Source organism: Citrobacter rodentium NBRC 105723 = DSM 16636 (genome assembly GCF_021278985.1).
Taxonomy (GTDB): Bacteria; Pseudomonadota; Gammaproteobacteria; order Enterobacterales; family Enterobacteriaceae; genus Citrobacter_A; species Citrobacter_A rodentium.
Window position 1 is genome coordinate 4,671,280 of record NZ_CP082833.1, and the last position, 17,342, is coordinate 4,688,621.

Genomic DNA, 17,342 nt, shown 5'->3' on the forward strand with positions numbered 1-17,342 from the left:
TTACTTGTACCTGATAGCCGGATTAATGGCGGCGTACAGGACGTCCACCACTAAATTGATAAGAATAAATTCCAGTGAAAACAACAGCACTTCGGCCTGAATCACCGGATAGTCGCGCATCTCGACGGAGTCCACCAGCAGTCGGCCCAGCCCCGGCCAGTTAAAGACCTTTTCCACCACGATTGAGCCGCCGAGCAGAAAGCCGAACTGCAAACCCATCATGGTAACGACCGGGATCATCGCGTTGCGCAGTCCGTGCTTAAGCACCACCCACGTTTCGCTTACCCCTTTCGCCCGCGCGGTACGCATATAGTCTTCACCCAGCACGTCGACAAACGAGGCGCGGGTAAAGCGCGCCATCACCGAGGCCACCGCCGCGCCAAGCGTTAGCGACGGCAGAATATAGTGCTGCCAGCTGTCCGCCCCCACGGTCGGCAGCCAGCCTAACTGAACGGAGAAAACCTGCATCAGCAGCATCCCCAGCGCGAAGGCCGGAAACGAGATGCCGGTAACGGCGATGGTCATGCTGAGGCGGTCAGGCCAGCGATTGCGCCAGACGGCGGCGATAATACCCGCCGCCATTCCGAACAAAACCGCCCACAACATACTGCTCAGGGTCAGCCACAGCGTCGGCATAAAACGGCTGGCGATCTCTTCAGAAACCGGCCGCCGGGAGACCATCGACATTCCAAAGTCCCCCTGCAGGACGCTGGTGATGTAGTGCCAGAACTGCACCAGCAGCGGCCTGTCGAGTCCCAGCTGCTGGCGCACAAGTTCAATTACCTGCGCATCGGCTTCCGGCCCGGCAATCAGCCGCGCCGGGTCGCCCGGCAACAGATGCACGAATAAAAACACCAGCACCGCCACAATAAACAGGGTCGGAATTAACCCCAGCAGGCGCTTAAGAATATAGTTAAGCATCAGGCTCCCGGCATGGCTTATTGCAAATCGGCATCGTCAAAGCTGAAGCCGGTGTCAGGCATAATCCAGAAGCCGGTCAGCTTTTTGCTGTGCGCCGAGACCAGCTTTTCCACCACCAGCGGGATCCACGGCGACTCTTTCCAGATGGTATCCTGGGCCGCTTTATACAGGCGCGCCTTTTCCTGCGGATCGGTAGTTTTCAGCGCCTGCGCCAGATCGTCGTCAACCTGTTTGTTGCTGTAGAAGGCGGTATTAAACAGGGTCGGCGGCCAGTTTTGCGAGGCGAACAGCGGCGCCAGCGCCCAGTCCGCCTCCCCGGTTGACGCCGACCAGCCGGTATAGAACATCCGTACTCCGCTCTCTTTTTGCCCCTTGCCTTCAACTTCCGCGGCGCGCTGCCCGGCGTCCATCGCCGTCACCTGCGCCTTAATACCAACCTGCGCCAGCTGCTGCTGGGTAAACTGCAATACTTTCTGGGCGGTACTGTGGTTATGCGATGACCACAGCGTGGTGCTGAAGCCGTCCGGATAACCCGCCTCCTTCAGCAGTTCACGCGCTTTTGCCGGATCGTAAGGCCACGGCTTGTAGGTTTGCGCCCAGGCGATAGATGGCGGCACCACGCCGGCCGCAGGCGTCGCATAGCCGGCAAACGCCACCTTCACCAGCGCCTGACGGTTGATGGCATAGTTCAGCGCTTCACGCACTTTCGGGTTATCGAACGGTTTTTGCGTCACGTTCATGCTGATATAACGCTGCATGATCGAAGGACTGGTCACCAGCGCCAGATTTTTATTTTTCGCCAGCAGGCTCGCCTGCTCATAAGGGATCGGGAACGCGAACTGCGCCTCGCCGGTCTGCAACATCGCCGCGCGAGTGTTGTTATCGGCAACCGGACGCCAGGTAATGCTGTCCAGTTTCGGCAGGCCCTGCTGCCAGTAGCCGGCGAATTTTTTCACCTTTACAAAATCGGTCTGGTTCCAGGTTTCCAACTGGTACGGACCGGTGCCGACCGGATGGAAGCCAATCTCTTTACCGTATTTCTTCAGCGCCGTCGGCGAGATCATCGCGGTTGCCGGATGCGCGAGAATGTTGATAAACGCCGAAAACGGCTGCTTCAGGGTGATTTTTACGGTAGCCGGATCGACCGCCTCGGTTTTCGCAATATTCTTGTACAGGTTGTAGCGTTTGAGGTGATTATCGGGATTGCTGGCGCGGTCAAGGTTCGCTTTAACCGCCTCAGCGTTAAAGTCGCTGCCGTCCTGAAACTTTACCCCCTGACGCAGTTTCAGGGTATAGACCAGACCGTCATCGGAGACAGTGTAGCTTTCCGCCAGCACGTTTTTCAGCTTCATCTCTTTATCAAGGCCGAACAGCCCCTGATAAAACGATTTGGCCACCGCCTGCGACAGGGTGTCGTTTGCATCGTAAGGATCGAGGGTGGTGAAACTGGAGCCTACCGCCACCACCACATCTTTTGCCGCAAATGCCGGGGAAGCCGCCAGCGCGCAGGCCGCGCCAAACGCCAGTAGCCCATGTCGGGGAACGAATTTTATCATCTTTTTTCTCCTGTACCCTGCCTGAATGTTATAAGCGCGACAGCGCATTCTCTTGTTGTGCTGGTGCGACATAGTGTCCGGGGCCGACCTGTTGCAATGAAACCGGCGCCACCGCTTCCCCACGCCGGTAAATATTGCCGGGAAGCTCGTCCGATAACAGCACCCGCTGCGGGCGCGGCCGTCCGGGATCGGCGACCGGAACCGCCGCCATTAACTTACGCGTGTAGGGATGCTGCGGATTCTCAAACAGCGCGGCGCGCGGTCCCATCTCGACGATACGTCCCCGGTTCATCACCGCGACGCGATGGCTGATGCGCTCAACCACCGCCATATCATGGGAAATAAACAAATACGCTATGCCGAGATCCCGCTGCAGGTCGAGCAGCAGATTAATAATCTGCCCGCGAATCGACACGTCCAGCGCAGAAACCGCCTCATCGGCAATAATTACTTTTGGATTCAGCGCCAGCGCGCGGGCGATACAGATACGCTGGCGTTGACCACCGGAAAACTCATGCGGATAGCGCCACGCATGTTCAGGGAGTAAGCCGACGCGCTCGAGCAGCCATGCCACTCTTTTTGCCGCCGCGTCACCGTTCAGCAGCCCGTGTACCCGCAGCGGTTCCATAATGGAATAGCCGACCGTCTGGCGCGGATCGAGCGAGGCATAAGGGTCCTGAAAGATAAACTGGATATCGCGCCGTAAAGACTGCAGCTGGCGGGCAGGCAGATTATCTATTCGCTGGCCCTGAAAGATAATCTCGCCAGCCTGGGTGTCCACCAGCCGCAGCAGCGCCCGTCCGGTGGTGGATTTGCCGCAGCCGGATTCGCCGACCAGCGACAGCGTCTCGCCCGGCCAGAGATCGAAACTGACGTTTTCTACCGCATGCACTTCCCGCGTCACCCGGTTCAGAATGCCGCTGCGCAGCGGAAAACGGGTTACCAGGTTGCGCACCTGCAAAATCGGCTCGCCCTCCACCACCGTATTTTGATCCGTCTGCGGCTCGCGTTTTTCCGGTTCATTAAGGGAAATCAGCGGAAAACGGCGCGGATAAGGCAGCCCCTTCATCGCCCCCAGCTTCGGCACCGCCGCCAGCAGCGCCCGGGTGTAGGGGTGCTGCGGCGCGCGAAAGATTTGCTGTACGTCGCCGGTTTCCACGGCTTCCCCCTGATACATCACCAGCACGCGATCGGCGACGTCCGCCACCACGCCCATATCGTGAGTGATGAAGATCACCCCCATCGACATCTCCTGCTGCAGAACATTAATCAGTTGCAGGATCTGCGCCTGGATAGTGACATCCAGCGCGGTGGTGGGCTCATCGGCAATCAACACCGCCGGGCGACAGGAGAGCGCCATCGCAATCATTACCCGCTGGCGCATCCCGCCGGAAAGCTGGTGCGGATAGCGTGACAAAACCATTTTCGCTTCCGGAATGCGCACCTGTTCGAGCATTCGTCTGGCTTGCGCCATCGCCTCTTCCCGCCCCAGCCCCTGATGCAGACGGACAGACTCGGCAATCTGCTCGCCGACGGTAAATACTGGATTAAGAGAGGTCATTGGCTCCTGGAAAATCATCGCCATATCGGCGCCGCGAATACGCTGCAGCTGCGAGGCGCTTTGCTCGCCCAGCTCAATCACCTGGCGGTTACGCCGACGTAGCAGCATCCGCTCGCTCTGAACTTCGCCGCCGGACTGCTCAATCAGCCGCATCAGCGCCAGCGCGGTAACCGATTTTCCCGATCCCGATTCGCCGACAATCGCCAGCGTCTCTCCGCGCTTCAGGCGAAACGACAGGTTTCGCACCGCCGGAAAACGCAGGCGATCCTGATGAAAAGCGATATTCAGATTGCTGACCGTCAGCACATCGCTGGCGTCAAGCTCATCACTGTGTGGCAACGGCGTCCCCCTGTTCCCGGTAGATTCCGGTGGTTGGCGTATCGCCGGCATACCCCCAGGCGCGATACATGCCTTCACTGTTAAAAGGTAAAGCGACATTACCCTCATGATCGACGGCGATAAGGCCGCCGCTGCCGCCCAGCGCCGGTAATTTTTCCATGACCACCCGCTCGCAGGCTTCGGATAAACTCAGACCGCCATACTCCATCAACGCGGCGATATCATAGGCGGCCAGCGCGCGGATAAAGACTTCCCCCGTACCGGTACAGGAGACCGCCACGCTGGCATTATTGGCATAGCAGCCCGCGCCCACCAACGGGCTGTCGCCGACGCGCCCTGGAAGCTTATTGGTCATGCCGCCGGTCGAAGTCGCCGCCGCCAGATTGCCCTGTAAATCCAGCGCCACCGCGCCAACGGTGCCCATCTTTTTCCTTTCATCCAGCGGCGCGCCGCTGTGATCGAGCACCGTCTCGCCGCTGGCGCGCGCCGCCAGCAGTTGCGCATAACGTTCCGGCGTGGAGAAAATCTCAGGCGAGACCCGCTCCATTCCCTGGTCGAAGGCAAACTGTTCCGCGCCGGGGCCAATCATCATGACGTGCGGGCTACGCTCCATCACCAGCCGGGCGGCGAGAACCGGATTGCGCAGTTGATTTACGCCCGCCACCGCCCCCGCTTTCAGGGTATTGCCGTCCATCACACAGGCATCCAGCTCATGGGTTCCGTCGCGGGTATAGACCGCACCGATCCCGGCGTTGAACAGCGGACACTCCTCCAGCAGCCGCACGGCCTCAGTGACGACGTCCAGCGCGCTCTCCCCCGCCTCCAGCATTTTTTGCCCGACCCCGACAATATCAGACAGCGCCTGGCTATAGCGTAACGCCTGCTGCTGGCTCATCTGTGCGCGGGCGATCGCGCCTGCACCGCCGTGAATTGCAATAACTGCTTTACCCATGTTTGCCGTCCGTCCACTACAAATATCAGAATTCTGAAGAGTTATTGATTCGATTTTTGAATATAGAAAGATGCGTCAGGCATGTAAAGGTTCGGCTCGTCGCCTACGTCACAGGTGGCATACAGTCCCCAGCCGTTTTCTGACATAATAGGCGGATTCGATTTTGCCCCGCAGGAGTGTATTGATGGAATTTACCACCGGACTGATGCCGCTGGAAACGGCGCTTACCGACATGCTGTCGCGCGTTACCCCGCTAACCGCCGTTGAGACGCTGCCGTTAACGCAGTGTTTTGGTCGTATTCTGGCGCATGATGTCGTTTCGCCGCTGGACGTGCCGGGCTTTGATAATTCCGCGATGGACGGCTATGCGGTACGCCTGGCCGATCTCGCCTCCGGCCAGCCGTTGCCGGTCGCCGGTAAAGCGTTCGCCGGTCAGCCGTTCCAGGGGGAATGGCCTGTCGGTTCATGCATTCGCATTATGACCGGCGCGCCGGTGCCCGCAGGCTGCGAGGCGGTAGTAATGCAGGAGCAAACGGAAACCTCGGGAAGCGGCGTGCGCTTCACCGCAGAGGTCAAAGCCGGGCAAAATATTCGTCGGCGCGGGGAAGATATCACGCAAAACGCGGTCGTTTTTGCCGCCGGAACGCGTCTGACTACCGCTGAACTGCCGGTGCTGGCGTCGCTCGGCATCGCGCAAGCGCCGGTAGTGCGTAAAGTGCGGGTCGCGCTGTTTTCCACCGGCGATGAGCTACAGCTGCCGGGCCAGCCGCTCGGTGAAGGGCAGATTTATGACACTAATCGTCTGACCGTTCATCTGATGCTGCAACAGCTGGGCTGTGAGGTGATCAACTTAGGCATTATTCGCGATGACCCGCACGCCCTGCGCGCGGCGTTTATCGAAGCCGACAGCCAGGCCGATGTGGTGATCAGCTCCGGCGGCGTGTCGGTCGGCGAAGCGGATTACACCAAAACCATCCTCGAAGAACTCGGCGAAATCGCCTTCTGGAAGCTGGCGATCAAGCCCGGTAAACCGTTCGCCTTCGGTAAACTCAGCAACAGCTGGTTCTGCGGCCTGCCGGGCAATCCGGTTTCAGCGGCCCTGACGTTCTATCAGCTGGTACAGCCGCTGCTGGCGAAGCTGAGCGGTAATCGCGCCAGCGGCCTGCCGCCGCGCCAGCGGGTGCGCACCGCCTCACGCCTGAAAAAAACGCCGGGACGTCTCGATTTCCAGCGCGGCGTGTTACAGCGTACCGCTGACGGCGAACTGGAAGTCACCACCACCGGGCATCAGGGTTCGCATATTTTCAGTTCTTTCAGCCTGGGGAACTGCTTTATCGTGCTGGAGCGCGATCGCGGGAACGTGGAAGCGGGCGAATGGGTGGAAGTGGAACCGTTTAACGCGCTGTTTGGGGGCCTGTAATGGCGGAACTCAGCGACCAGGAGATGCTGCGCTACAACCGTCAAATCATCCTGCGCGGCTTCGATTTTGACGGACAGGAGGCGCTGAAAGCGGCGAAAGTGCTGATTGTCGGCCTCGGCGGGCTGGGCTGCGCCGCCTCGCAGTACCTGGCAAGCGCGGGTGTGGGTCAGCTGACGCTGCTCGATTTCGACACGGTATCGCTGTCTAATCTGCAGCGCCAGACGCTGCACAGCGACACAACGGTAGGCCAAGCCAAGGTCGACTCGGCGCGCGACGCGCTGCGCCGTATTAACCCATATATCGCCATTACGCCGGTCAACGCTCTGCTGGATGATGCCGCCCTTGCCGCGCTGATTGCTGAGCACGATCTGGTGCTGGACTGCACCGATAACGTCGCGGTTCGCAACCAGCTCAACGCCGGGTGCTTTGCAGCGAAAGTTCCGCTGGTTTCGGGTGCAGCAATCCGCATGGAGGGCCAGATCAGCGTGTTCACCTATCAGGAAGGCGAACCCTGCTATCGCTGCCTGAGCCGCCTGTTCGGCGACAACGCGCTGACCTGCGTGGAGGCGGGCGTTATGGCGCCGCTGATCGGCGTCATCGGCTCACTCCAGGCAATGGAGGCGATCAAGCTGCTGGCGCAGTACGGGCAGCCCGCCCGCGGTAAAATTGTTATTTACGATGCCATGACCTGCCAGTTCCGCGAAATGAAGCTGATGCGTAACCCTAACTGTGAAGTCTGCGGAGAATAGCGCTCGTCCCGGTACGCTGCGGCGCTCCGGGATGGCGTCGTCTTAATGTCGCAGCAGGGCGATCTCATCCTGCGAAAGGCCGGTCATCTGCACAATAAACTCCCGCTCCACGCCATTTTCGAGCATTGCGCGGGCGATGCGTAGCGCCTCTTCACGCCGCCCCTTCTGTAACCCTTCCTGTAACCCTTGTTCCAGCCCAAGCTGCATACCTTCACGCTTCCCTTTTCTCTGCCCTGCGCGACGGATCTTTTCAACAATGTTCATAAAACTCTCCTTGTGTTCCGGCACCTGGTTGGCAATTGCGCGGACAAACTGCCCGAATCGGGGTTTATGTCCGTGCTGTATCAGAAGGTAATTAAACAGCGCCTTCAGCTGGCTGTCATTAGCGCTCCCGCTAACAATCAGCGAAGCCAGCTTATCGACCAGCCCCATCAGATTGCGCTGACGGATATGCTTCTGGATGAACTCAAGCAGCGCCATGCGGCGATGCTGCATAATTTCATCATCCGGCACAACGGTAATATCCACTAAGGGAAACGCCGCGCTGTAAAGCTGGCGCGCCATAAGCGGGTTGGCAAATTCATCCAGCCAGCACAGCGAAAACGGATAAGGGCTGACGGCACCATGATAGAACAGCATCGGCACCACCAGCGGTAGCGTTTTATGTCCGGCATCAAGATGGTTTTGCATGGCCGCGATGGCGTAGCGCATCAGGCGAAACGCCATATGCGCATCGGGGCGGCTCTGATGCTCAATCACGACGTAAATATAGCCGTCACCCTCCGTGGTTTTCAGCGACCAGAGAACATCAGAGTAATAAGCCTGCAGGCGCTCCTCAATAAAGCTGGTGGACTCCAGCTTCAGCGTATGCAAATCACAAAGTTTGCGCAGGCCGGATGGAAGATGAAGCGAGAGAAAATCGTGCGCGGTTTCCGGATGTGTTAAAAACGTTTTGAAAATCGCATCATGCGGCGTCGATGTGGTCATGGCAGTCCGTCACCCTTTTTCAAGATGACGGAACTGTATGCGTAAAGGCCTTAACGGGCACCCCTGAATTTCTGACGGTGCGGGCGCTGTTCCAGGTTAATTCTCCGTCGCTGAAGACGTTGCATTCCCCAGGAAACCACCACGCAAAAAAGAAAGGAATTTGCAGGCCGGATAACGCAACGCCGCCCTCCGGCTCAGGTATCAGATTGCCGTGTGACCGAACGCGCTCTGCCAGTCGTGCTCGAATCTGGCGACCGCAGCATCCACCGCCGGGTAGGCGATCATTTGCTGCGCGACATCCAGCGGTAAGGTGATGGCCTCACAGCCGGTCAGCAGACAGTCCAGTGCCTGACGCGGCGTTTTAAAACTAGCCGCCAGCACTTTGGCCTGCGGGGCGTGCATCTTCAGCAGTTTTTGCAGATCGGTGACGGTCTGAATCCCGTCGCCGCCCTGCGCGTCCACGCGGTTAACGTAAGGCGCGATATACTCCGCCCCGGCCAGCGCGCCAAGCAGCCCTTGCGCCGCGCCGTACACCGCCGTTCCCAGAGTGGGAATGCCCTCAACTTTTAGCAATTTAATCGCCGCCAGCCCTTCCGCCGTCACCGGCACTTTTACGACGATATCCGGGATTATCCCGCGCAGTTTACGCGCATCGCTGACCATGCCTTCCGCCGTCGTCGCCATCACCTGGGCAAACAGACGCCCCTGCCCGCCCATCGCCTCACGTAGTTCAGGCAATAACACTTCCAGCGGCTTTTTACCCGCCGCCACAATACTCGGGTTGGTGGTCACGCCCGCCAGCGGGAAAATCCGCGCCAGCGCCTTAACGGCCTGAACGTCGGAGGTATCCAGATAGAGTTCCATACACATTCCTCAAAACGAATCGTCAGCATGAAATAAAGATATCACGGCAAAACCTCTTCGTTAGTTGACGCACATCAACACAACTTTCATTCGAAGGTTATTTAATCTTTATACGAAACAAGAGAGGCCGATAATGATTTTCAATATTCAGCGCTACTCCACACATGATGGCCCTGGTATCCGTACCGTGGTGTTTCTTAAAGGATGCTCGCTCGGCTGCCGCTGGTGTCAGAATCCGGAAAGCCGCGCCCGTACACAGGATATCCTGTTTGATGCGCGGCTGTGTCTGGAGGGTTGCGAGCTGTGCGCGCAGGCCGCTCCCGACGTGATTGAACGGGCGCTGAACGGCCTTCTTATTCACCGGGAGAAGCTCACCGAAAGTCATTTTTCCGCGCTGGCCGACTGCTGCCCCACTCAGGCGCTGACCGTCTGCGGCGAGGTGCGGAACGTGGATGAAATCATGTCCACCGTCCTGCGCGATAAACCCTTTTACGACCGCAGCGGCGGCGGTATTACGCTCTCCGGCGGCGAGCCTTTTATGCAGCCGGAACTGGCGGCGGCGCTGTTTAAAGCCAGCCATGAGGCCGGAATACATACCGCAGTCGAAACCTGCCTGCACGTACCGTGGAAATATATTGCGCCTTCGCTGCCTTATATCGACCTGTTTCTTGCCGATCTGAAGCACGTCGCCGATGCGCCGTTCAGACAGTGGACCGACGGCAGCGCCGCACGTGTGCTCGGCAATCTGAAAAAAGTCGCTGCGGCAGGTAAGCAGATGATTATCCGCGTCCCGCTGATTCAGGGCTTTAACGCCGATGAAGAGGCCATCAGGGCGATTACCGATTTTGCCGCCGACGAACTGCGCGTCGCAGAGATCCACTTCCTGCCCTATCACACGCTGGGCATAAATAAATACCACTTACTCAATCAACCCTACCACGCGCCGGAAAAACCGCTGGATGCGCCAGAACTGCTTGCTTTCGCCCAGCAGTACGCCTGCGCAAAAGGTTTAACCGCGACTTTACGAGGATAGACTTATGACGCAACTGAAACTGGATACGCTCAGCGAACGCATTAAAGCGCACAAAACTGCACTGGTGCATATTGTCAAACCGCCGGTGTGTACCGAACGCGCGCAGCACTATACCAGGATGTATAAGCAGCATCTCGACAAACCGATTCCGGTACGCCGCGCGCTGGCGCTGGCGCACCATCTGGCGGAGCGCACTATCTGGATCAAGCATGATGAGCTGATCGTCGGCAACCAGGCAAGCGAAGTGCGCGCCGCGCCGATCTTCCCGGAGTATACCGTCTCGTGGATTGAAAAAGAGATCGACTCTCTGGCGGACAGGCCGGGGGCGGGCTTTGCGGTCAGCGAAGAGAATAAGCGCGTACTGCATGAGATTTGCCCCTGGTGGCGCGGCCAGACGGTACAGGATCGCTGCTACGGTATGTTTACCGATGAACAAAAAGCGCTGCTGGAAACCGGCATTATCAAAGCCGAAGGCAACATGACCTCCGGCGATGCGCATCTGGCGGTCAACTTCCCGCTGCTGCTGACCAAAGGGCTGGACGGCCTGCGGGAAAAAGTGGCGGAACGCCGTTCGCGCATTAACCTGACCGTGCTTGACGATCTGCACGGCGAGCAGTTCCTGAAGGCGATTGATATCGTCCTGGCTGCGGTCAGCGACCATATTACGCGTTTCGCCGGGCTGGCGCGCAAAATGGCCGGTGAAGAATCGCGGGAAAGCCGCCGTGATGAACTGCTGGCAATCGCGGAAAACTGCGATCTCATCGCTCATCAGCCGCCGCAGACTTTCTGGCAGGCGCTACAGCTGTGCTATTTCATCCAGTTGATCCTGCAGATTGAGTCTAACGGTCATTCGGTATCGTTTGGCCGTATGGACCAGTATCTTTACCCATACTACCGCCGCGACGTGGAGCTGGATCAGTCGCTGGATCGCGAACACGCCATCGAACTGCTGCACAGCTGCTGGCTGAAGCTGCTGGAAGTGAACAAAATCCGCTCCGGTTCGCATTCTAAGGCCTCAGCCGGTAGCCCACTGTACCAGAACGTCACCATTGGCGGCCAGAATCTGGTGAACGGCCAGCCGATGGATGCGGTAAACCCGCTCTCTTACGCGATCCTCGAATCCTGCGGCCGCCTGCGCTCCACCCAGCCGAACCTGAGCGTGCGTTATCACGCCGGGATGAGCAATGATTTCCTGGACGCCTGCGTGCAGGTGATCCGCTGCGGCTTCGGCATGCCCGCGTTTAACAACGATGAAATTGTCATTGCAGAATTTATCAAACTCGGCATTGAACCGCAGGACGCTTACGATTACGCGGCTATTGGCTGTATCGAAACCGCGGTCGGCGGCAAGTGGGGCTACCGCTGCACCGGGATGAGCTTTATCAACTTCGCCCGGGTGATGCTGGCAGCGCTGGAAGGAGGCCGCGACGCCACCAGCGGGAAAGTGTTCCTGCCGCAGGAAAAAGCGCTCTCCGCCGGTAATTTCAGCAGCTTTGACGAGGTGCTGGAGGCCTGGGATACCCAGATCCGCTACTACACGCGTAAATCGATCGAAATTGAATATGTCGTCGATACGATGCTGGAAGAGAACGTACACGATATTCTCTGCTCAGCGCTGGTGGATGACTGCATCGAGCGGGCAAAGAGCATCAAGCAAGGCGGCGCGAAATATGACTGGGTGTCCGGTTTGCAGGTGGGTATCGCCAACCTCGGCAACAGCCTGGCGGCGGTGAAAAAGCTGGTGTTCGAACAGGGCGTAATTGGTCAACAGCAGCTTGCGGCGGCGCTGGCGGCGGATTTCGATGGCCTGACCCACGAGCAGTTGCGCCAGCGGTTAATCAACGGCGCGCCGAAGTACGGCAATGATGATGATTCCGTCGATACCCTGCTGGCGCGGGCGTACCAGACCTATATTGACGAGCTGAAACAGTACCATAACCCGCGCTATGGCCGCGGTCCGGTCGGCGGCAATTACTATGCGGGCACCTCGTCTATTTCGGCCAACGTGCCGTTTGGCGCGGCGACGATGGCGACGCCGGATGGCCGTAAAGCGCATACGCCGCTGGCGGAAGGGGCAAGCCCGGCGTCCGGTACGGACCATCTTGGGCCAACGGCGGTCATTGGTTCGGTCGGCAAACTGCCTACCGGTTCGATTCTCGGCGGCGTATTGCTGAACCAGAAGCTGAATCCGGCCACGCTGGAGAATGCGTCTGATAAGCAGAAGCTGATGATTCTGCTGCGCACCTTCTTTGAGGATCACAAAGGCTGGCACATTCAGTACAACATCGTCTCCCGCGAAACTCTGCTGGCAGCGAAAAAGCATCCGGATCAGTACCGTGACCTGGTGGTGCGCGTGGCGGGCTATTCCGCCTTCTTTACCGCGCTTTCACCGGATGCGCAGGACGATATCATCGCCCGTACCGAACATATGTTGTAATCCCCTGCGGGCCGGATATGTGCAAGCGCCATCCGGCCTGTCCCCTTTCATTCGAAATAAATTTGTGGTTTAGGTCACATTGTTATTAAAATGTTTCTGGTCGCAGTTTTGAGCCAGGAGCACTTATATGACAGTCAACGTTATCGTCACTGATATGGACGGTACGTTTCTTGATGACGCCAAAAAGTACGATCGTACCCGCTTTATGGCGCAGTATCAGGAACTAAAAAAACGCAATATTGAGTTTGTCGTCGCCAGCGGCAATCAGTATTACCAGCTCATCTCCTTCTTCCCTGAACTCAAAGACGAAATCTCCTTCGTTGCTGAAAACGGCGCGCTGGTATTTGAGCATGGCAAACAGCTGTTTCACGGCGAGCTGACCCGTCATGAATCGCAGGTGGTTATTGGCGAGTTATTGAAAGACAAACAGCTCAACTTTGTGGCCTGTGGCCTTAAAAGCGCCTACGTCAGCGAAAGCGCGCCTGCGGAGTTCGTCGCCTTAATGGCGAAACATTATCACCGCCTTCAGCCAGTGAAGAACTATCACGATATCGACGACGTCCTGTTTAAGATCTCGCTGAACCTGCCGGACGAACAGATCCCGCTGGTGATGGAGGCGCTGCTCCGTTCGCTGGACGGCATTATGAAGCCGGTCACCAGCGGCTTTGGCTTTATCGATTTGATTATTCCGGGACTGCATAAAGCCAACGGCATCACCCGCCTGCTGAAGCGCTGGGATCTCTCGCCGAAGAATGTGGTGGCGATTGGCGACAGCGGTAACGATGCTGAAATGCTGAAAATGGCGGGCTACTCGTTCGCGATGGCCAACGCCGCCGACGCGATCAAAGCGATTGCCCGCTTCCGCACGGATGACAATAATCATCAGGGCGCGCTGAACGTCATTCAGGCCGTGCTGGATAACCGCTCCCCGTTTAACCTCTGATGTTTTCGACCGGAGCGCCCTGCTCCGGTATTCCGGGCGTAGCTAAAACTGAGTCAGTTCGGCGCGCGCATGGGCAGCAACCAGATATTGCCCGATCAGTTCGGCCACCTGTTCAATTTCCAGTTTCACTTTCCTGCCCTCCTGCTCACGGTACAGCGCGCCCGAAATGATAATCACCACTTCGTGCCGGCGGGGATTATAGCGGACGGGTTGCATAAACCACTTTGTTGTCATCTGCGGCTGAAACGCCTCATCAAGCGCCAGTTTTATGGTCGTCGAACTGTTGATACTGAGCAGGCTGTAATCGACGACCTGCTTCAGGGGCAACGACTGCGACACCCACGGGCTGGTCAAAAAATCTTCGTTCAGCGTAAACATTGGCCGTCGCGAACGCTGAACGGTGACAACGCTGGCCATACCGACAATCACACCCAGAACGGGCAACAGCCAGAACCAGGCGCTAAACGACTCAGCAATAAGAAGATAACTGCCACCTGCCAGCAGAAGCAGGCTCACCGGCGCGCAAAACCAGGCTGTCTTCCTGCTCGTCCAGAAAACGACAGACGCCTTTCCCTCCGCTGCCTTAGTCTCCAGTTCCTGACGATACGCCTCCCGTCGCGGCGCAGTTTCCGCCGAGATGTCCCGTGACAGGAATGAACAGACTTCAGCGGCATCGACGAACAGCGCTTCGAAAAAGGCCGTATACTCTTGCGCCACAGGGCGCAGGGCGCGCGCCCAGAGTTCATCATCAAGCGGCACGTTCAGCGCGTTAATACGCTGAAGAGTCGTCGGGTGGCTATCCATCGGATGCGGCATTTCATTGTTAATGCTGTCAGGCCGTGCGAAACGACCCAATGGCTGCACTGTGGTTATCAGACTGGCGATCCAGTTTTCACTCACCACACGACCGTAAAAAATATCCTCCAGATGGCGGTTGATTACCGGTTCAAGCACCGTCATACGCAACAGCCCCGAAGCCAGCGCGGCAGGAGAAGAGACGTTCGCCCCGTCTGCATCGGCTGCGTATTCACGAATCCGCTCCCAGTGGATGACCGATTCGTGAAACTGGCTTAAAAACCACATCCCCATCTCCAGGGCGGGTCTGAGCACAAGGTAATCAAGCCATGAATAGCCCTGCGAATTGCACGCCATGCTTTCGAGACTGTTTTGCATCCCGGCATACAGCGGCAAAAAACGTAAGCTGTACTGGGTATCTGCGCCCGAAAAGTGAGCCAATTCATGGCCGAGAACGGCGGCGATTTCATTCCGTTCCAGCAGGGCCATGTAGGTCAGCGGCAGATAAAGCGTATTCCCCGTAAGGCGTTCGCCAGCGCTTATCTGAACAGGGTTTGCCGTCACGTAAAAACAATCGAAGAAGCCTGCCACGATATTATCGGGCACAATGAGCCGCCCCTCCTGATTCAGTTCACGTACCCACTGCCAGAGCTGCGGCGCCTTCGCCTCACTGACAGTGATGCCGCTGATGGTCATGTCTTCAGGTTCGAAAAGCGCAAAACATTTTCTGATGGAGGCGAGACTTTTAACCAACATCCATACAATCACGCCGATAAAGAAGAGGAGTATCATCACAAATTTGATGATTGCTTCCCCGCCGACAGCGAACACCAGCCAGAGACCTTCGGCCAGCGCCAGGGAAATGACCGACAGACCGCACAAAACAATCTGCGCCACCATAAAAACGGGCAGCAGACGCCGACACAGGCTGAATCGTTGTACCAGCGCCTCCTGCGACTGGCGTGAGGCTCGCGCGCTCGTTACGCAAATCGTCACGGCTGCGCCGGTAAGGATGAGCGCCCCACCGGCCAGACCGAGGGCCAGAACAGACAGGTAGCCGCGCGTAACGGCGCTGAATGCCGCGTCATAAAAGGTATTTGCAACACGCCCGCATAACCACAGCGCGTAGCAAACCAGCGAAACAGGGATAATAAAAAGGCGCCAAATTTTTTTCTGTTCCATCATCCCCTCCCTGGGATAACCGCCTGCATATCGTGAAAAGTTCGAACCATCCGTCAGCGAATGGTTTCGCTGCGTATTATAGAGAGGAGTATCCGGCACTGATATCACGACACCATCCCGCCCTCAAGATTTAGGACAAAGCTACGCCTGGCCGTTTTGCAGCGTCTGCGTTTTCCTCCTGCATCTGCGCAAATGCAGCAATTCCCCCACCCAGTCGCTTCAGTACTCATAATTTTAAACTTGCATTAACTTATTTATAACTTATATTATCACTCGTAATTAAGTTAACTTTCGAATGAAGGATATGCGAGGTGGTTATGGTTTTTACCTTCACAAGCGAGACATTGCCTGCCGATCACAAAGCGGCGATCCGCCAGATGAAGCGGGAGCTGCGCGCCCAGTTGGGGGATGTGCAGGCCGTTTTTGATCGGATTAGCGAGACCATTGCTGCCAGGGTGGCGGAAATCAATGCGCTGAAAGCCCAGGGAGAAGCGGTGTGGCCGGAACTTTCCTATGCCGATATCCGCGCGGGCAGGATTACGGCGCAGCAGCGCGAAGAGATCAAACGCCGCGGCTGCGCGGTTATCAAAGGCCATTTTCCCCGCCAGCAGGCGCTGGACTGGGATCGGTCTATGCTCGACTATCTGGATCGCAACCACTTTGACGCGGTTTACAAGGGGCCGGGCGATAACTTCTTCGGCACACTAACCGCCTCCCGTCCCGAGATCTATCCCATCTACTGGTCGCAGGCGCAGATGCAGGCGCGGCAAAGCGAGGAGATGGCAAATGTGCAGTCTTTCCTTAACCGCCTGTGGACCTTCGAAAGCGAAGGCAGACAGTGGTTTAACCCGGACGTCAGCGTGATTTACCCGGATCGTATCCGCCGCCGTCCGCCAGGAACGACATCGAAAGGGCTTGGCGCGCATACCGATTCCGGCGCACTGGAGCGCTGGCTGCTTCCGGCTTATCAGCGCGTGTTCGCAAATGTCTTTAACGGTAATCTGACGAAGTACGATCCGTGGAACGCGGCGCACCGTAACGAAGTGGAGGAGTACAGCGTCGATAACACCACCAAATGCTCGGTGTTCCGCACCTTCCAGGGCTGGACCGCGCTGTCCGATATGCTGCCCGGTCAGGGACTACTGCACGTTGTACCGATCCCGGAAGCGATGGCGTATATATTACTGCGACCGTTGTTGGACTACGTACCGGAAGATGAGCTGTGCGGCGTGGCGCCGGGCAGAGTGTTACCTGTTTCAGAACAGTGGCATCCGCTGTTAATAGAGGCGCTGACCAGTATTCCGCAGCTGGAAGCGGGCGATTCCGTCTGGTGGCATTGCGATGTGATTCACTCAGTGGCGCCGGTTGAAAATCAGCAGGGCTGGGGAAACGTGATGTACATTCCCGCCGCGCCGATGTGTGAGAAGAATCTGGCCTACGCCCGTAAGGTGAAAGCCGCGCTGGAGACAGGCGCGTCGCCGGGGGACTTTCCGCGGGAGGATTACGAGGCAAACTGGGAAGGACGCTTTACGATGGCTGATTTGAACATCCACGGCAGACGGGCGCTGGGGATGGAGTAACGCCCGCCGCCAGTTATTCCGGT

The 17,342-nt window shown here is 57.7% G+C and carries 13 protein-coding genes; 6 read left to right on the plus strand and 7 right to left on the minus strand.

The window, feature by feature from the left end:
* The 4 genes from gsiC to iaaA are packed head-to-tail and all read right to left on the minus strand — an operon-like array spanning position 1 to position 5,329.
* Entirely contained in the window at positions 1-921 is a 921-nt protein-coding gene (gene gsiC / locus K7R23_RS22285; RefSeq protein ID WP_012905165.1) for a glutathione ABC transporter permease GsiC, read from the minus strand.
* A gap of 17 nt (positions 922-938) precedes the next feature.
* The gene (gene gsiB, locus K7R23_RS22290) at positions 939-2,477 is read right to left on the minus strand and encodes a glutathione ABC transporter substrate-binding protein GsiB (protein ID WP_024132555.1); all 1,539 of its coding nucleotides are present in this window, start codon (positions 2,475-2,477) and stop codon (positions 939-941) included.
* Between the two features lie 28 nt (positions 2,478-2,505).
* The gene (gsiA, locus tag K7R23_RS22295) at positions 2,506-4,377 is read right to left on the minus strand and encodes a glutathione ABC transporter ATP-binding protein GsiA (protein ID WP_024132554.1); all 1,872 of its coding nucleotides are present in this window, start codon (positions 4,375-4,377) and stop codon (positions 2,506-2,508) included.
* Complete coding sequence (gene iaaA / locus K7R23_RS22300) at positions 4,364-5,329, minus strand: beta-aspartyl-peptidase (RefSeq protein WP_012905162.1); 966 nt, start codon at positions 5,327-5,329, stop codon at positions 4,364-4,366. The genes gsiA and iaaA overlap by 14 nt, the downstream gene beginning before the upstream one ends.
* A 184-nt stretch (positions 5,330-5,513) precedes the next feature.
* Here iaaA and moeA point away from each other — a divergent pair, with 184 nt between their 5' ends.
* Positions 5,514-6,749: a molybdopterin molybdotransferase MoeA gene (moeA, locus tag K7R23_RS22305; protein WP_012905161.1), complete on the plus strand. Its 1,236-nt coding sequence runs from the start codon at positions 5,514-5,516 to the stop codon at positions 6,747-6,749.
* Positions 6,749-7,498 (plus strand): molybdopterin-synthase adenylyltransferase MoeB, encoded by a 750-nt coding sequence (moeB, locus tag K7R23_RS22310; protein ID WP_012905160.1) that lies wholly within the window; start codon positions 6,749-6,751, stop codon positions 7,496-7,498. The genes moeA and moeB overlap by 1 nt, the downstream gene beginning before the upstream one ends.
* Before the next feature lie 42 nt (positions 7,499-7,540).
* Here the strand turns inward: moeB and K7R23_RS22315 are convergent, their stop codons facing one another.
* Complete coding sequence (locus tag K7R23_RS22315; protein WP_012905159.1) at positions 7,541-8,485, minus strand: Rpn family recombination-promoting nuclease/putative transposase; 945 nt, start codon at positions 8,483-8,485, stop codon at positions 7,541-7,543.
* Positions 8,486-8,686: 201 nt separating this feature from the next.
* On the minus strand, positions 8,687-9,349 hold the full coding sequence (gene fsa / locus K7R23_RS22320; RefSeq protein WP_012905158.1) for a fructose-6-phosphate aldolase: 663 nt from the start codon (positions 9,347-9,349) through the stop codon (positions 8,687-8,689).
* Positions 9,350-9,482: 133 nt separating this feature from the next.
* Here fsa and K7R23_RS22325 point away from each other — a divergent pair, with 133 nt between their 5' ends.
* The 3 genes from K7R23_RS22325 (at position 9,483) to K7R23_RS22335 (ending at position 13,762) form a co-directional block, all read left to right on the plus strand.
* Complete coding sequence (locus tag K7R23_RS22325) at positions 9,483-10,382, plus strand: glycyl-radical enzyme activating protein (protein ID WP_012905157.1); 900 nt, start codon at positions 9,483-9,485, stop codon at positions 10,380-10,382.
* Positions 10,383-10,386: 4 nt separating this feature from the next.
* Positions 10,387-12,819: a formate C-acetyltransferase/glycerol dehydratase family glycyl radical enzyme gene (locus K7R23_RS22330; protein ID WP_012905156.1), complete on the plus strand. Its 2,433-nt coding sequence runs from the start codon at positions 10,387-10,389 to the stop codon at positions 12,817-12,819.
* A gap of 127 nt (positions 12,820-12,946) precedes the next feature.
* Positions 12,947-13,762 carry a Cof-type HAD-IIB family hydrolase gene (locus K7R23_RS22335; RefSeq protein ID WP_012905155.1) on the plus strand — a complete coding sequence of 272 codons (816 nt, stop codon included), beginning with the start codon at positions 12,947-12,949 and terminating at the stop codon, positions 13,760-13,762.
* A gap of 42 nt (positions 13,763-13,804) precedes the next feature.
* Here K7R23_RS22335 and K7R23_RS22340 read toward each other — a convergent pair whose 3' ends face one another.
* Positions 13,805-15,742, minus strand: coding sequence for a M48 family metallopeptidase (locus K7R23_RS22340; protein WP_012905154.1), 1,938 nt, complete (start codon positions 15,740-15,742; stop codon positions 13,805-13,807).
* 314 nt (positions 15,743-16,056) lie between these two features.
* On the opposite strand from K7R23_RS22340, the gene K7R23_RS22345 reads away from it, so the two are divergent.
* Complete coding sequence (locus tag K7R23_RS22345; protein ID WP_012905153.1) at positions 16,057-17,319, plus strand: DUF1479 domain-containing protein; 1,263 nt, start codon at positions 16,057-16,059, stop codon at positions 17,317-17,319.
* Positions 17,320-17,342 lie beyond the last annotated feature (23 nt).

Bases quoted from the DNA above. Each gene is read 5' to 3' on its own strand.
- K7R23_RS22345 (WP_012905153.1), top strand. From the start codon at position 16,057: ATGGTTTTTACCTTCACAAGCGAGACATTGCCTGCCGATCACAAAGCG.
- gsiB (WP_024132555.1), bottom strand. From the start codon at position 2,477: ATGATAAAATTCGTTCCCCGACATGGGCTACTGGCGTTTGGCGCGGCC.
- fsa (WP_012905158.1), bottom strand. From the start codon at position 9,349: ATGGAACTCTATCTGGATACCTCCGACGTTCAGGCCGTTAAGGCGCTG.
- iaaA (WP_012905162.1), bottom strand. From the start codon at position 5,329: ATGGGTAAAGCAGTTATTGCAATTCACGGCGGTGCAGGCGCGATCGCC.
- K7R23_RS22340 (WP_012905154.1), bottom strand. From the start codon at position 15,742: ATGATGGAACAGAAAAAAATTTGGCGCCTTTTTATTATCCCTGTTTCG.
- K7R23_RS22335 (WP_012905155.1), top strand. From the start codon at position 12,947: ATGACAGTCAACGTTATCGTCACTGATATGGACGGTACGTTTCTTGAT.
- K7R23_RS22330 (WP_012905156.1), top strand. From the start codon at position 10,387: ATGACGCAACTGAAACTGGATACGCTCAGCGAACGCATTAAAGCGCAC.
- K7R23_RS22325 (WP_012905157.1), top strand. From the start codon at position 9,483: ATGATTTTCAATATTCAGCGCTACTCCACACATGATGGCCCTGGTATC.
- moeA (WP_012905161.1), top strand. From the start codon at position 5,514: ATGGAATTTACCACCGGACTGATGCCGCTGGAAACGGCGCTTACCGAC.
- gsiC (WP_012905165.1), bottom strand. From the start codon at position 921: ATGCTTAACTATATTCTTAAGCGCCTGCTGGGGTTAATTCCGACCCTG.
- K7R23_RS22315 (WP_012905159.1), bottom strand. From the start codon at position 8,485: ATGACCACATCGACGCCGCATGATGCGATTTTCAAAACGTTTTTAACA.
- moeB (WP_012905160.1), top strand. From the start codon at position 6,749: ATGGCGGAACTCAGCGACCAGGAGATGCTGCGCTACAACCGTCAAATC.